At 70.7% G+C, this 13,143-nt stretch carries 12 protein-coding genes and 1 pseudogene; 11 read left to right on the top strand and 2 right to left on the bottom strand.

Annotated features, from left to right (window positions below; genetic code table 11):
- Positions 1-8: 8 nt before the first annotated feature.
- The 6 genes and pseudogenes from ACFYMC_RS27050 to ACFYMC_RS27025 form a co-directional block, all read left to right on the top strand.
- A complete protein-coding gene (locus tag ACFYMC_RS27050; protein WP_388529863.1) occupies positions 9-1,049 on the top strand; it encodes a hypothetical protein in 1,041 nt (346 codons plus the stop codon).
- An 85-nt stretch (positions 1,050-1,134) separates the two neighbouring features.
- A complete protein-coding gene (locus ACFYMC_RS27045) occupies positions 1,135-2,271 on the top strand; it encodes an inositol-3-phosphate synthase (protein WP_388529860.1) in 1,137 nt (378 codons plus the stop codon).
- Positions 2,265-3,317: an SCO3242 family prenyltransferase gene (locus ACFYMC_RS27040; RefSeq protein WP_388529857.1), complete on the top strand. Its 1,053-nt coding sequence runs from the start codon at positions 2,265-2,267 to the stop codon at positions 3,315-3,317. Before ACFYMC_RS27045 ends, ACFYMC_RS27040 begins: the two co-directional genes overlap by 7 nt.
- Positions 3,314-4,156, top strand: coding sequence for a sugar phosphate isomerase/epimerase family protein (locus ACFYMC_RS27035; protein WP_388529854.1), 843 nt, complete (start codon positions 3,314-3,316; stop codon positions 4,154-4,156). The genes ACFYMC_RS27040 and ACFYMC_RS27035 overlap by 4 nt, the downstream gene beginning before the upstream one ends.
- Positions 4,153-4,833, top strand: a complete 681-nt coding sequence (locus ACFYMC_RS27030; RefSeq protein ID WP_388529851.1) for an EboA domain-containing protein — start codon at positions 4,153-4,155, stop codon at positions 4,831-4,833. The genes ACFYMC_RS27035 and ACFYMC_RS27030 overlap by 4 nt, the downstream gene beginning before the upstream one ends.
- 1 nt (position 4,834) lies before the next feature.
- Positions 4,835-5,521 (top strand): annotated as a pseudogene (locus ACFYMC_RS27025) (TatD family hydrolase); the annotation flags it as partial.
- An 82-nt stretch (positions 5,522-5,603) separates the two neighbouring features.
- Here the strand turns inward: ACFYMC_RS27025 and ACFYMC_RS27020 are convergent.
- Positions 5,604-5,702 (bottom strand): hypothetical protein, encoded by a 99-nt coding sequence (locus ACFYMC_RS27020; RefSeq protein ID WP_388529848.1) that lies wholly within the window; start codon positions 5,700-5,702, stop codon positions 5,604-5,606.
- On the opposite strand from ACFYMC_RS27020, the gene eboE reads away from it, so the two are divergent.
- Together eboE and ACFYMC_RS27010 are read left to right on the top strand one after the other, a co-directional pair.
- On the top strand, positions 5,701-6,882 hold the full coding sequence (gene eboE, locus ACFYMC_RS27015; RefSeq protein WP_388529845.1) for a metabolite traffic protein EboE: 1,182 nt from the start codon (positions 5,701-5,703) through the stop codon (positions 6,880-6,882). The genes ACFYMC_RS27020 and eboE overlap by 2 nt on opposite strands.
- Positions 6,879-8,300 (top strand): alkaline phosphatase family protein, encoded by a 1,422-nt coding sequence (locus tag ACFYMC_RS27010; RefSeq protein WP_388529842.1) that lies wholly within the window; start codon positions 6,879-6,881, stop codon positions 8,298-8,300. The genes eboE and ACFYMC_RS27010 overlap by 4 nt, the downstream gene beginning before the upstream one ends.
- An 89-nt stretch (positions 8,301-8,389) precedes the next feature.
- Here the strand turns inward: ACFYMC_RS27010 and ACFYMC_RS27005 are convergent, their stop codons facing one another.
- On the bottom strand, positions 8,390-9,490 hold the full coding sequence (locus ACFYMC_RS27005) for a methyltransferase (RefSeq protein WP_388529840.1): 1,101 nt from the start codon (positions 9,488-9,490) through the stop codon (positions 8,390-8,392).
- 399 nt (positions 9,491-9,889) lie between these two features.
- On the opposite strand from ACFYMC_RS27005, the gene ACFYMC_RS27000 reads away from it, so the two are divergent.
- The 3 genes from ACFYMC_RS27000 to ACFYMC_RS26990 all read left to right on the top strand — a co-directional run bounded on the left by ACFYMC_RS27000 (position 9,890) and on the right by ACFYMC_RS26990 (position 12,794).
- Positions 9,890-11,119, top strand: a complete 1,230-nt coding sequence (locus tag ACFYMC_RS27000) for a ScyD/ScyE family protein (RefSeq protein ID WP_388529837.1) — start codon at positions 9,890-9,892, stop codon at positions 11,117-11,119.
- Between the two features lie 120 nt (positions 11,120-11,239).
- Positions 11,240-11,713, top strand: a complete 474-nt coding sequence (locus ACFYMC_RS26995) for a carboxymuconolactone decarboxylase family protein (protein WP_388529834.1) — start codon at positions 11,240-11,242, stop codon at positions 11,711-11,713.
- Between the two features lie 298 nt (positions 11,714-12,011).
- Positions 12,012-12,794 (top strand): BTAD domain-containing putative transcriptional regulator, encoded by a 783-nt coding sequence (locus ACFYMC_RS26990; protein ID WP_388529832.1) that lies wholly within the window; start codon positions 12,012-12,014, stop codon positions 12,792-12,794.
- The last annotated feature ends 349 nt before the right edge of the window (positions 12,795-13,143 follow it).

Here is a 13,143-nt window from a genome sequence, read left to right as displayed (position 1 = left end):
GTGTACGCATGAGTCTGGCCGAACAGCCGGTTGACGATCAGTTGTTGACTTATCCAGCGGTCGATCTGGATGAGGTCGAGTCGTCGCACATCTGGATCGAATCGCACCCGGTCACCAACGTAACGATCGACGCCCTGGTCTTCGAGGACTCGCCGCGGCTGGCCGGGGAGGACATCGACCACGTACGCGTCCTCGCCGAGGCCGGCAGCAACCTGCCCCCCATCACCGTGCACCGCCCGACGATGCGAGTCATCGACGGCATCCACCGCGTACGCGCCGCGCTCTTCAACGAGCGCACGATCATCCAGGCCCGGATGCTCGACTGCGACGAGGCAGCCGCCTTCGTGTTGGCGGTGAAGGCCAACGTCACCCACGGCCTGCCGCTTTCGCGCGCGGACCGCGCGGCTGCCGCGGCGCGCATCATCATGACCCACCCGCAGTGGTCGGACCGGGCCGTCGCCGCGGCCTCGGGCATCTCCGACAAGACGGTGTCCCGCATCCGGTCGCGTTCGACCGCGGACAGCCCGCAGTCGAACGCACGTCTGGGGCGTGACGGGCGGATGCGCCCCCTGGACAGCGGTCACCGCCGATTGCAGGCCGCCGCGATGATCCAGGACCGCCCCGACGCCGGACTGCGGGAGGTCGCCCGCGCCACCGGACTCTCCCCGGCCACCGTCCGGGACGTCCGCAAGCGCATTGAACGCGGCGAGGACCCCGTACCCGGAAGGTACCGGACCGCGACAGGACCGGGCGCCCCCACCCACCGCACGCAACGCGCCCCGAGTTCCAACCGGCCAGAGCGCCGCGAAGTGGTCGTCGACCGCGCCCGGCTCCTCGCCAAACTCAGCGAAGACCCCTCCCTGCGCCTCAACGAGGCCGGTCGGCGAACCCTGCGCTGGCTCCACCACTACGCCCTAGACCGCGAAGGCATGGAAACCATGGGCCGCGGGCTGCCCTGCCACTGGGCCCCCGAGGTCGCCGACCTCGCCCGCAGTTGCGCAGCAGCCTGGAGCACCCTGGCCGACCAGCTCCAACAGCGCGCCGAGTAGCCAACGGCCACCCGGCCGGCGTACGACCGCACCGACACCCAGCCGCACACCCGACGTATACACCACGCGTATACAGGAGGCTCCCGTGCCCATCCCTGCCGAAACGCCCGAAACCGGCGCCCGCACCGGAGTCTGGTTCATCGGCGCCCGCGGGTCCGTGGCGACGACCGCCGTCGCAGGATGCGCCGCCGTAGCCGCGGGACTGCGCCCGGCCACCGCAATGGTCACCGAGACGCCACACTTCGCCGACCGCGGACTTCCCCCGCTGTCCTCCCTGGTCTTCGGCGGCCACGACACCGTCGCCTGGCCGCTGCCCAAGCGCGCCGAGGAACTCGCCGCGCAGGGCGTGCTCCCCCACGGGTTACCCAACGCGGTCCGTGAGGAACTCGCCGCAGCGGACGCCGAGATCCGCATCGGCGGCCCGATCCCCGTCGACTCCCGAGACGACCAGGAGCTCATCGCGGACTTCGCAGCCGACCTGGTCGACTTCACCCGCCGCAACGGACTGGCCCGGACCGTCGTGATCAACGTCGCCTCCACCGAACCGCTGCCCGCCGAGGATGCCCACCGGCTCCCGGCCAGCTCGCTGTACGCGGCAGCCGCGCTGCGGGCCCGCTGCCCGTACGCCAACTTCACCCCGTCCACCGGACTGCACCACCCGGCGCTGTTCCCCCTCACCGACAGTGCCTGCGTGCCCTACACCGGGCGCGACGGCAAGACCGGACAGACCCTGCTGCGGTCGGTGCTGGCCCCCATGTTCCACGAACGCGCACTGACCGTGCGCGCCTGGTCGGGCTCCAACCTGCTCGGCGGCGGTGACGGCGCTGCCCTCGCCGACGCGGGCGCCGCCGCAGCGAAGAACGCCGGCAAGGAGCGCGTGCTCGTCGACACCCTGGGCACCCGGCCGGAAGGCCAGGTCCACATCGACGAGGTTCCCGCCCTCGGCGACTGGAAGACGGCCTGGGACCACATCGCCTTCGACGGCTTCCTCGGCACCCGCATGGTCTTGCAGACCATCTGGCAGGGCTGTGACTCCGCCCTGGCCGCCCCACTCGTCCTCGACCTCGCGCGCCTGCTCGCCCGCGCCGACGAGAGCGGGCTGACCGGGCCGATCCCCGAACTCGGGTTCTTCTTCAAGGACCCCGACGGCGGCTCCTGCGCGCTCGCCGAGCAGTACGCCGCCCTGCTGTGCTTCGCCAACCGTCTGGGGCAGTCATGGTGAGCGGCCACAACGGGGGCGTCGCGATCCGGGCCTGGGCGGAACTGCTGCGCGTATCGGCTCTGTTCAGCGTCCCCGGGGACGCATTCGCCGGAGCCGCCGCCACCGGGGCACGCCCGAACCGCCGTACCACCCTGGCCGCCCTGTCCTCGTTGTGCCTGTACGAGGCGGGCATGGCGCTCAACGACTGGGCCGACCGCGAACAGGACGCCCTCGAACGCCCCCATCGTCCGTTGCCCTCCGGCCGCATCACGCCGCGCGCGGCCCTGACCGGGGCTGGTGCACTGACCCTGGCAGGCCTCGCGCTCGGATGGTCCGCGGGCCGCCGTGCCGGCACGGTCGCCACCGCGCTCTCCGCCACCGTCTGGGCCTATGACCTGGGCCTGAAGCACACCCCGGCCGCGCCCGCCGCGATGGCCGCGGCCCGTGGCTTGGACTTGCTGCTCGGTGCCACCGCCACTTCACCACACGCCCTTCGCCGCGCTCTGGCCCCTGCCGCGACGTTGGGCGCGCACACCTACGCGGTCACGGCCGTCTCCCGTCACGAGGTCCAGGGAGGTTCCGCCCGCGCCCCGCTGGCCGCCCTCGCGGCGACCACCGCGCTGGCCGCGCTCACCGTCCGCCGGCCCGCAGGGGCCGGTGCGTCCGCCGCACCCGCGCCACGCGTCGCGGGCGCCCACAGACTCCCCGGTGGGGCCGGGGGGCCGGCAGGAGACGCGGCGCGGGCTGAGGGACCCGCCCGCCACCCCTTGCCGGCCGGGGACCCCACCGGGGACCCACCCTCCCCGCTCCGTCCGGAGCGCCGGTCGCTGACCGGTACGGGCGCGTCCGTCGCCGTGTACGCGTTGACCGCGGCCCGGCCGTACTGGCACGCCGCGCTCAACCCTTCGCCGGCCCTGACCCAGCGGGCCGTCGGTGGTGGTATCCGTGCCCTCATCCCGCTCCAGGCGGCCCTGAGCGCCCGGGCCGGCGCCCGACCCACGGCCGCCGCCCTGCTCGGGCTCGTCCCGCTCGCGCGCACCCTGTCCAGGAAGGTGAGCCCCACATGACCCTCCGATACGGCTACGGCACCAACGGGCTGACCGACCTGAGGCTCGACGACGCGTTGGCACTGCTCGCGGACCTCGGCTACCAAGGCGTCGGCCTGACCCTCGACCACATGCACTTCGATCCCGTCGGTTGTGATCTACCGGCCCGCGCCGCCCACTTGGCGAAACGTCTCAGCAGTCTGGGTCTCGGGGTCACCGTCGAAACCGGTGGCCGCTACGTCCTCGACCCGCGCCGCAAACACGGCCCCTCCCTCCTCGACGCCGACCCGGACGCCCGCGCCACCCGCACCCGGATGCTCATACGCGCCGTACGGATCGCCGCCGACCTCGGCGCGCACGCCGTGCACTGCTTCAGCGGAGTCCTGCCCGAGGACACCGACGAGGACACCGCCTGGAAGCGACTGGGCGAAGCCCTCGAACCCGTCCTCGCCGCCGCCGACCGCACCGGCGTACCGCTGGCCGTGGAGCCCGAACCCGGCCACCTCCTCGCCACCCTCGCCGACTTCCACCGGCTGCGCGCCGACCTGGGGGACCCACCCCCGCTCGGCCTCACCCTCGACATCGGCCACTGCCAGTGCCTGGAGCCGCAGCCGCCCGCCGACTGCGTACGCCAGGCGGCACCCTGGTTGCACCACGTCCAGATCGAGGACATGCGCCGGGGAATCCACGAGCACCTCCCCTTCGGTGAAGGCGAGATCGACTTCCCGCCGGTCCTGTCGGCCCTGGAAGAGGTCCACTACCAGGGGCTCGTGGTGGTCGAACTCCCTCGCCACTCCCATGCCGGCCCCGAACTGGCCACCCGCTCCCTGCGGTTCCTGCGCGACGGGGGCATCCGATGACCACGATGCCAGCCGGGGCGCCCGCCGTCACCAACCCGCCCGACGCGTCCTACCCGGGCCACCTGCGCGCGCAACTCGCCGAGGTCCTCGACCCACAGGCCCGAGCCTGGCTGGCCGCGGCTCTGGAGTCGGCAAGCCGGCAGCCGCAAGCCCCCGCAGATGCCGGCGCGGTTCCCCGATGGGAACTGCACTTCGCCGAGGCCGGCCGTCGGCTGCGCGCCACCGAAGCCGTCACCGACGCCGCCCGCGTCCTCCTGCTGCACCACGCCCGGGCCACCACACCCGTCCTCAACCGCCTCTACCGGCACGGCACCGCCGCCGAACGCCGGGCCGTCCTCATGGCGCTGCCGCACCTCGCCGAGTTGGACCCGGGCCAGATCCTCCCCCTCGTACATGACGCCCTGCGCACCCATGACACGCGGCTGCTCGCCGCCGCCGTCGGTACCTACGCGGCCGAGCACCTCGACCCACACTCCTGGCGCCACGCCGTCCTCAAGTGCCTGTTCACCGGGGTCCCGGTGAGCGCCCTGGCGCAACTGCCTCGGCGTGCCTCCGGAGACCGTGAACTCGCCCGCATGCTGACCGACTTCGCCGCCGAACGCACCGCCGCCGGACGCCCCCTGCCCGCCGGGCTCCCGCACGTACTGGCCCTGACCGACCCGTCCGAGGACCACTGACATGCGCATCTTCGACCCGCACATCCACATGACCTCCCGCACCACCGACGACTACCGGGCCATGTACGAGGCGGGGGTCCGCGCCGTAGTGGAACCCTCCTTCTGGCTGGGCCAGCCCCGTACCTCCCCGGAGAGCTTCTTCGACTACTTCGACGCCCTCCTGGGCTGGGAACCCTTCCGGGCCGCCCAGTTCGGCATCAGCCACTACTGCACCCTGGCCCTCAACCCCAAGGAAGCCAACGACGCGCGGTGCCGGCCCGTCCTCGACGCACTGCCCCGCTACCTCACCAAGGACTCCGTGGTCGCGGTCGGTGAGATCGGCTACGACTCCATGACGCCGGCCGAAGACGAGGCGCTCGCCGTCCAGCTCCGACTCGCCGCCGAGCACGAACTGCCCGCACTCGTCCACACCCCGCACCGCGACAAACTCGCCGGGCTGCGCCGCACCCTGGCCGTGGTCCGCGAATCGACCCTGCCCGTCGAACACGTCCTCCTCGACCACCTCAACGAAACCACCGTCGCAGAGGCCAAGGACAGCGGAGCCTGGCTCGGGTTCTCCGTGTACCCCGACACCAAGATGGACGAGGAACGCATGGTGGCGATCCTCAAGCAGTACGGAACCGAACGGATCCTGGTCAACTCCGCCGCCGACTGGGGGAACAGCGACCCGCTCAAGACCCTTCGGGTCGGCGAGGCCATGCTGCGCGCCGGCTTCGACGAGGACGCAGTGGACCAGGTGCTGTGGCGTAACCCCTGCGCCTTCTACGCGCTCAGTGGCCGACTGCCGCGAGAACTCGCCGACCGGTCCGCACCGCACCCACCCGCCCAGCACGCCGGCAACTCCATACTGCGCGGCGGAGGCTGAGCATGCGCTTTCGCCATCCCGACGGATCCCTCGTGCACCTCGCCTACTGCACCAACGTCCACCCCGCCGAAACCCTCGACGGGGTCCTCGCCCAACTGCGTGACCACTGCGAGCCGGTCCGCCGCCGGCTGGGCGTGGACCGTCTGGGCATCGGGCTCTGGCTGGCCCGGGGCGCCGCCCACGCGCTCGTCGACGACCCCGGTGCGCTGCGCGGACTGCGCGCGGAACTGGAGCGACGAGGACTCGAAGTGGTCACCCTCAACGGCTTTCCCTACGAGGGCTTCGAATCCGAACAGGTCAAGTACCGCGTCTACCGCCCCGACTGGACGGAGCCCGAGCGGCTGTGCCACACCGCCGTACTGGCCCGGCTGCTCACCGAGCTGCTACCCGCGGACGTCACCGAAGGCAGCATCTCCACCCTCCCACTGGCCTGGCGCACCGGATACGACCAGAGCCGGGCGACCACCGCGCTGAGCGCCCTGAGCGAGCTCTCCGAGTACCTCGACACCCTCCACGAGCGGACGGGCAAGTCCATCCGCATCGGACTGGAGCCAGAGCCCGGCTGCACCGTGGAGACCACCGCCGACGCCATCGGCCCGCTGTCGACGCTCACCGCGCGCGCCGGCGGCGGCAGGATCGGCATCTGCGTGGACACCTGCCACCTGGCCACCTGCTTCGAGGACCCGGGCACCGCCCTGGACGCGCTGGCCACCGCCGGCATCCGGGTGGTCAAGGTGCAGCTCTCGGCCGCACTGCACGCCGAACAACCCCACCTGCCCGAGGTCAGGGCGGCGCTGGCGGATTTCGACGAGCCCCGCTTCCTGCACCAGACCCGGGTGCGGACCGCCGCCGGACTGCGCGGCACCGATGACCTGGGCCAGGCGCTGGCCGCGGACACCCTGACCGACGCCTCCCCGTGGCGTGCCCACTTCCACGTACCGCTGCACGCCCGACCCGCCGCGCCGCTCGGCTCCACCATCGAGGAGACCAAGGACGCCCTGGCCCGGCTCGCCGGCGGAAGGACGCCCAGCACCCACCACTTCGAGGTCGAGACGTACACGTGGCAAGCCCTCCCACCTGCGCTGCGCCCCCGCGACCGCGCCCAACTCGCCGACGGGATCGCAGCCGAACTCACCCTCGCCCGAGGCCTGTTACGGGACCTCGGCCTCAAGGAGCTGCCATGACCCGCGACGACACTCACTCCCCGGCGACGCCGGACCCGGAGCCTGCCCCGCACCCCCTGCTGGTGCTCGACGTGGTGGGCCTCACCCCCAGACTCCTCGAACACATGCCCAGACTGGAGGCGTTGGCCCGCGCCGGCGCCCAAGCCAGTCTGGGCACCGTGCTGCCCGCCGTCACCTGTTCCGCCCAGTCCACCTTCCTCACCGGTGCGTTGCCCGCCGAACACGGCATCGTCGGCAACGGCTGGTACTTCCGCGAACTGGGCGAAGTCCTGCTCTGGCGTCAGCACAACGGCCTCGTCGGAGGTGACAAGATCTGGGACGCGGCCCGCCGCAGCCGCCCCGGCTACAGCGTCGCCAACATCTGCTGGTGGTACGCGATGGGCGCCGACACCGACGTCACCGTCACCCCGCGCCCGGTGTACTACGCCGACGGCCGCAAGGAACCGGACTGCTACACCCGTCCCGCCGAACTCCACGACGAACTCACCGAACTCCTCGGCACCTTCCCGCTCTTCCACTTCTGGGGTCCGGGCGCCGACATCGAATCCAGTCACTGGATCGCGGAGGCCACCCGACACGTCATCGCCACCCGCCGCCCCGACCTCGCCCTCGCCTACCTGCCCCACCTCGACTACGACCTCCAGCGCTACGGACCCGAGGATCCGCGCTCGCACGCGGCAGCCGCCGACCTCGACCGGGTCCTCACCCCCTTGCTGGAGGACTGCCGGTCCGAGGGGCGCACCGTGGTCGTGCTCTCCGAGTACGGCATCACCAAGGTCGACCGTCCGGTGGACATCAACCGGGCGCTGCGCCGGGCCGGTCTGCTGGAGGTCCACACCCAGGACGGCATGGAGTACCTGGACCCCACGACCTCGCGGGCCTTCGCCGTCGCCGACCACCAGATCGCGCACGTCTACGTACGCCGCCCCGAGGACGTGGAGACGGTCGGCAAGGCCCTGTGCGGGCTGCCGGGACTGGCCGAACTCCTCGACGAGCGAGGGAAGAAGGAACACGGGCTTGACCATCCGCGCTCGGGAGAACTGGTCGCGATCGCCGAACCGGACGCCTGGTTCACCTACTACTACTGGCTCGACGACGCCCGGGCGCCGGACTTCGCGCAGCTGGTCGAGATCCACCGCAAGCCCGGCTACGACCCGGTGGAGCTGCTGATGGATCCGCTCGACCCCTATGTGAAGGTCAAGGCCGCCGCCGCGCTGGCCCGCAAGAAGCTGGGCCTGCGCTACCGGATGGCCGTGGTCCCGCTCGATCCGACGCCGATCAGGGGCAGCCACGGCCGTCTTCCCGCGCACCCGGAGGACGGCCCAGTGCTCCTGTGCTCAAGACCCGGACCGCTGCCGGCCCAGATCGAGGCGACCGAGGTCAAGTCCCTACTGCTGCGGCTGGCCGGCCTGAGCTGAACGGCCGCCACCGGGAAACGAGAGACCGGCCGACCCCGCGGAGGGTCGGCCGGTCTCTCGTCCCTGGAAGGGGGTCCTTGGGGTGCGGATCAGATCGGGCGCGCTTCGATCACCGACACCGGAGCCGCGGTCTGCACGACTCGTTCGAGCTGGAAGCCGGCGCTCGCCAGCAGCGAGGAGTACTGCTCGCTGGTCCGTTCCTTGCCGCCGACCAACAGCATCAGCCACAGGTCGACCAGCTTCGCGGGGTGCCGCCCGTTCCCCTCGGAGGGGACGACGAACTCGACCAGCAGGATCCGGCCGTGGGCGGGGATGGCCTTCCGCACGTTCTTCAGGATCTGTAGGGCTTGGTCCTCCGGCCAGTCGTGTACCACGTGCTTGAGTATGTAGGCGTCGCCACCCTCCGGCACCGGGTCGAAGAGCCCGCCCACCTCGATAGACGTGCGGTCGCTCACCCCGGCCTCGGCGAGCACGTCCTTGGCGCCGTTCTCCTCGGCGCGGGCGTCGAAGAGGACGCCCCGCGCGTTCGGCGAGTGCTTGAGCACCTCGGCCAGCAGTGCGCCGCGCCCACCGCAGACGTCGACGATCTGCCGGTAGCCGGAGAAGTCGTAGCCGGCCACGATCGGCAGGGTCTCGGTGTCCGACATGTTTCCCATGCCCGAGGTGAACACGCTGCCGTACTCGGGATTGGAGTCGATGAATTCGAAGGCGCCCATGCCGCGCAGTTTCGGCAGGCTTGCCTCGCCGGTCCGAACGGAATCCACCAGATGCGCCCAGTCCTCCCAGTGAATGGGATGGCCCATCAGGAGTGCGATATCGCGCATGGAGCCGGGGGAGTCCGCCACCAATGCCTTCGACATCGGCGTCTGACGGAATCGACCGTCCTTCCCCTCCGAGAAGATGGACTGGCTGGCGAGGAGGCGCAGCAGCCGGTACACGGATTCCGGATGGGCATCGACCCGCTGGGCGATCTCCTGCGCGGACAGCGGCCCGTCGACCAGCGCATCGGCGATCCGCAGTTCCGCGGCTACGTAGATTGCCTGGGTGGTCATGGACCCCTGGGCCAGCTCCAGCAGGGCGAACGGGGGCGGAGCCATCAGCTGGGTCAGGCGCTGGAGGCCGGCGCGTACCCCCTCCGCGGCACGTACGACGCGCGCGGGCGGCAGCTTGGGCTTCTTCGTGGCGGGCATGCGGGTTCCTCCGTTTGTCGGTCGGGCTGCGTGCTGCGGTGGCCGGAAACAGTGGGGCTCCTTCGCGCTCGCCTCAGCGTCGCATTCCCGTTCCGAATTCGCTCGTGTGCATGAGAGTTCGCTGCCGGACCATTGATGTGTGTTCAACCGCGGAACACGTGCAGTCGCACATGGCGCGGTTGAACGGAGCCCGAGAACTTTCCCTTCGTCCGCGGACGCGGCGAGGTGCAGCGGTGCTCGTCGTGCGCCCGCCGGGACTACGGGCGGGGTTTAGAGGTGTGCAACATCCGCCATTGCCCTTGGGGCTCCTGCGCTGGGAGCGTTTCCCGCGACGCAGCCGATCGTCCGGCTCACTTCGCCGTAACTCGCTACGCCACTCGCCTCATCCACGGGAGAATCATGTCGAGCATACGCAGGTCCTGGACGCGAAAGGCCGCGCGTAGGGCCTCCTGCGCCGTACTGGCGGCCGGCGCACTGACGGCCACCTTGATGCCGGGGTCCGCGCTGGCCGCTGATGGCACGTCGACTTTCGAAGTCCTCGCCTCAGCGTTGCAGAACCCGCGCTCGATCACCGTGCTGCCCGACGGCGCGGTCCTGGTCGCCGAGTCCGGCGCCGGACTGCCGGGCTGTCCGGCCGGCACCACCTGCGTGGGTCGCACCGGTGGGGTCTTCAAGATCAAGGGAAGCTTCAAGGGGCGGGTCGTCGATGGCCTGCCGTCCAAGGCGCAGGCGCCCACGGCCCCGTACCTGCCCGTCCAGGCCAGCGGACCCAATCAGGTCGTCCCTGCTGGCCGCCACGACTACCTGGTCGTCAACAGCAACGGCGGTACCACCGAGGACCGCACCGCGCTCGGCCCCGACGCTTCCTTGCTGGGCACCCTCCACCGGGCCCGCAGCGGGCGCGTGTTGGGAGACCTGACCGAGCACGAGACCCGTCTCAACCCGGATGCGGCGCTGGGTCGTCCCTCCGACGTCAACTCCAACCCGTACGGCTTCGTGCCGTTCCGCGGCGGCCACCTGGTCACGGACGCGGCCGGCAACACCCTTATCCGGGTGGCCCGTGGGCGGACGCACACCCAGTTCGTCTTCCCCGACAACGTCGTCCCCGGTACTCCGGGTGGCCCGCACGGGCTGTCCTCCCTCTCCACCAAGGACCGGGGGGCGTTGACCGCCCTGGTAGGGGCCGATGCGTTGGAGACCACGGCGCGGTCCGCCACCGAACCGGGCACGGTGGCCGTGGAATCGGTGCCGACCGCCATCGTGCGCGGCCACGACGCCTACTACATCGCCGATGTCGGGGGCATGCGGCCGGGTGCCGCCCGGATCTGGCGCTATGTGCCGGGCCACAAGCCCACGGTGTTCGTCAGCGGGCTCAGCATCCTGACCGGCCTGGCCGCTGACTGCCGGGGCAACCTCTACGCCCTCACCCTGACGGGCGGCTTCACCCAGACCGGCCCGCTGCCCGGCTCGATCCACAAGATCAACACTCGGACCAAGGCGGTGACCGAGATCCCCACGGCAGGGCAGCTGAGCATGCCGTCCGGCATCGCCGTCGACCGTGACGGATCGCTGTTGGTGACGAACAACTCGGTCGGTCTCGACGGCCAGTTGGTTCGTATCCGCCCCTGATCCCGTGCTCGCCGGCGCCGGGGGCGGCCGTCACCCTCCTCGCGCGCCGTTCGTCCCCCCTCAATAGACCACCACTCGAAGCAGTTGCTCTCAGCACCTCGATATCACCAAGGAGACCCCATGAGCCCCCGTATCCCGCACCCGGCCTTCACCATTCCCGAGGCGGCGGCCCACCTGGGCGCGCTGGGCAAGGCGTCCAAGGAGTTCGGCATTCCGCTCAAGACCCTGGAGTTGGCCCACTACCGGACAGCCCAGATCAACGGCGACGGTGTGTGTGCAGTTCTCCACACGAACGCGGCCAAGGCCGCGGGTGAGACGGAGGACCGTCTCTACCTCGTCTCCGGTTGGCGTGAGGCTCCGGCCTTCGACGAGTCCGAGAAGGCGGCGCTCGCCCTCGCCGAGGAGATCGCGCGGCTGAGCGACCGCAGCAACGCCATCTCCGACGAGGTGTGGGCCGAGGTTTCGAAGCACTACAGCGACGAGCAGCTCGGCGCTCTGGTGATGTCCATCTCCCTGGCCAACCTGTGGAACCGCCTGCACCTGGCGGCCCGCGTGGTTCCCGGTTCGCTGCCGGGTGCCCCCGCCCCGAAGTAGCCCTCCGCGCCGGTAGGCGCAAGGGGGCGTGACGAGGCCCGGACCCGGCATCCGCTGGGTTCGGGCTCCTCTTGGAGATGAAACCATACCAGCGCGACGGTTTGTTAACTCCTTGTTCTTCTGAAGCCGCCTTGATCATTTAGATCAAAAGTGCACCACATCGCCGTCTCCGCTCATCGACTCCCCACTCCTCGTGCAGGATCCATCCATCCGACGACTTGACAAACAGTCCAGTCGGTTTGTTTTCTTAGCTGTGCTGCTGCTGAGAAGACAGACGCCGTCGGGAAGAGGGGGCATCATGCGATTCAATCTTCTGGGTCCGCTCGAAGTGGTCACCGAAGAGCGGACGGTGCCGCTGGGTGGAGTGATCCAGCGGGCCACGCTCGGATACCTACTGCTACACGCGAACAAGGTGGTGGCGACCAGCCGACTGGTCACCGCCCTGTGGGGCGATGACGCCCCCATGACCTCGCGCAAGATGATCCAGAACGCCATCTCCGGAATCCGCCGCCTCCTCGCCGAGCCCGACTTCGCCACCCGCGGAGTCCGCCTGGCGACCGCCCCACACGGCTACCAGCTCCACGTGGACCCCGAGTCCGTCGACTCCGTTCGCTTCCACCGCCTCGCCGTCAAGGGGCGAGCCGAACTCGCCGCCGGCTTCCCCGAGGTCGCCGCCACCACCCTGTCCGAAGCCCTCGGGCTCTGGCGCGACACGGTCCTCGCCGACCTTTCGGAGACCGGCATCGAGTGGCCCTCGTTCGCCCAACTGGAGCGCGAGCGACTGGCCGTGTACGAGGACTGGGCCACCGCCGAACTCGAACTCGGCCGGCACTACGAACTCGTGGGCGAGTTGGAGCGGATGGCCGTCGCCGTGCCCACCCGGGAGCGGCTGTGCCGCCACCTGATGCTCGCGCTCTACCGGTGCGGCCGTCAGTCGGAGGCCCTCGCCGCCTACCGCCGCACCCGCCACGCCCTCGTGGAGACCCACGGCCTGGACCCCACCCGCGAACTCCAGGAGCTGGAGCGGGCCATCCTCAACCAGGACGGCCGACTCCTGGGGCGGCAACCACAGCTCGTCTGAAGTCCGCCGCAAGACCCGCCCGACGAGCAGCGCACCGGGCGGGCCCGTGCTCTCGTCCGCGGCGCATGCCGCGGCCATGACTCCCTCCTGGTCGAGCATGACCACGGCGATGGACTCGTGCTGCGCGGCGATCCGTTCCAGAGGAAGCGAGGCCGGTTCACGGTTGGACACATCTCGCCGGTCCAGGGCCGCACGGGTCGGTCGACGACGCAGGATGTGACCTCCCCGTGTGCCGGTTCACTCTCCGACAGCCCGTGAGCTCTTTCCAACCTGCGGCAGGAGCTTGGCGGTTGGGCTGACAGCGTGGTGAAGCCCCTGGTAGATGGGTTTTCGACCAAGAGAACCGTCT

The organism is Streptomyces sp. NPDC006879 (genome assembly GCF_042869595.1).
In the GTDB taxonomy this organism is placed as follows: domain Bacteria; phylum Actinomycetota; class Actinomycetes; order Streptomycetales; family Streptomycetaceae; genus Streptomyces.
Note: the sequence above shows the minus strand (reverse complement) of the source record. Positions and strands in the feature narration are given on the sequence as shown.

Coding starts and splice junctions, on each gene's coding strand:
- ACFYMC_RS27050 (WP_388529863.1), top strand. CDS start 9: ATGAGTCTGGCCGAACAGCCGGTTGACGATCAGTTGTTGACTTATCCA.
- ACFYMC_RS27040 (WP_388529857.1), top strand. CDS start 2,265: ATGGTGAGCGGCCACAACGGGGGCGTCGCGATCCGGGCCTGGGCGGAA.
- ACFYMC_RS27035 (WP_388529854.1), top strand. CDS start 3,314: ATGACCCTCCGATACGGCTACGGCACCAACGGGCTGACCGACCTGAGG.
- ACFYMC_RS27030 (WP_388529851.1), top strand. CDS start 4,153: ATGACCACGATGCCAGCCGGGGCGCCCGCCGTCACCAACCCGCCCGAC.
- eboE (WP_388529845.1), top strand. CDS start 5,701: ATGCGCTTTCGCCATCCCGACGGATCCCTCGTGCACCTCGCCTACTGC.
- ACFYMC_RS27020 (WP_388529848.1), bottom strand. CDS start 5,702: ATGCTCAGCCTCCGCCGCGCAGTATGGAGTTGCCGGCGTGCTGGGCGG.
- ACFYMC_RS27010 (WP_388529842.1), top strand. CDS start 6,879: ATGACCCGCGACGACACTCACTCCCCGGCGACGCCGGACCCGGAGCCT.
- ACFYMC_RS27005 (WP_388529840.1), bottom strand. CDS start 9,490: ATGCCCGCCACGAAGAAGCCCAAGCTGCCGCCCGCGCGCGTCGTACGT.
- ACFYMC_RS27000 (WP_388529837.1), top strand. CDS start 9,890: ATGTCGAGCATACGCAGGTCCTGGACGCGAAAGGCCGCGCGTAGGGCC.
- ACFYMC_RS26995 (WP_388529834.1), top strand. CDS start 11,240: ATGAGCCCCCGTATCCCGCACCCGGCCTTCACCATTCCCGAGGCGGCG.
- ACFYMC_RS26990 (WP_388529832.1), top strand. CDS start 12,012: ATGCGATTCAATCTTCTGGGTCCGCTCGAAGTGGTCACCGAAGAGCGG.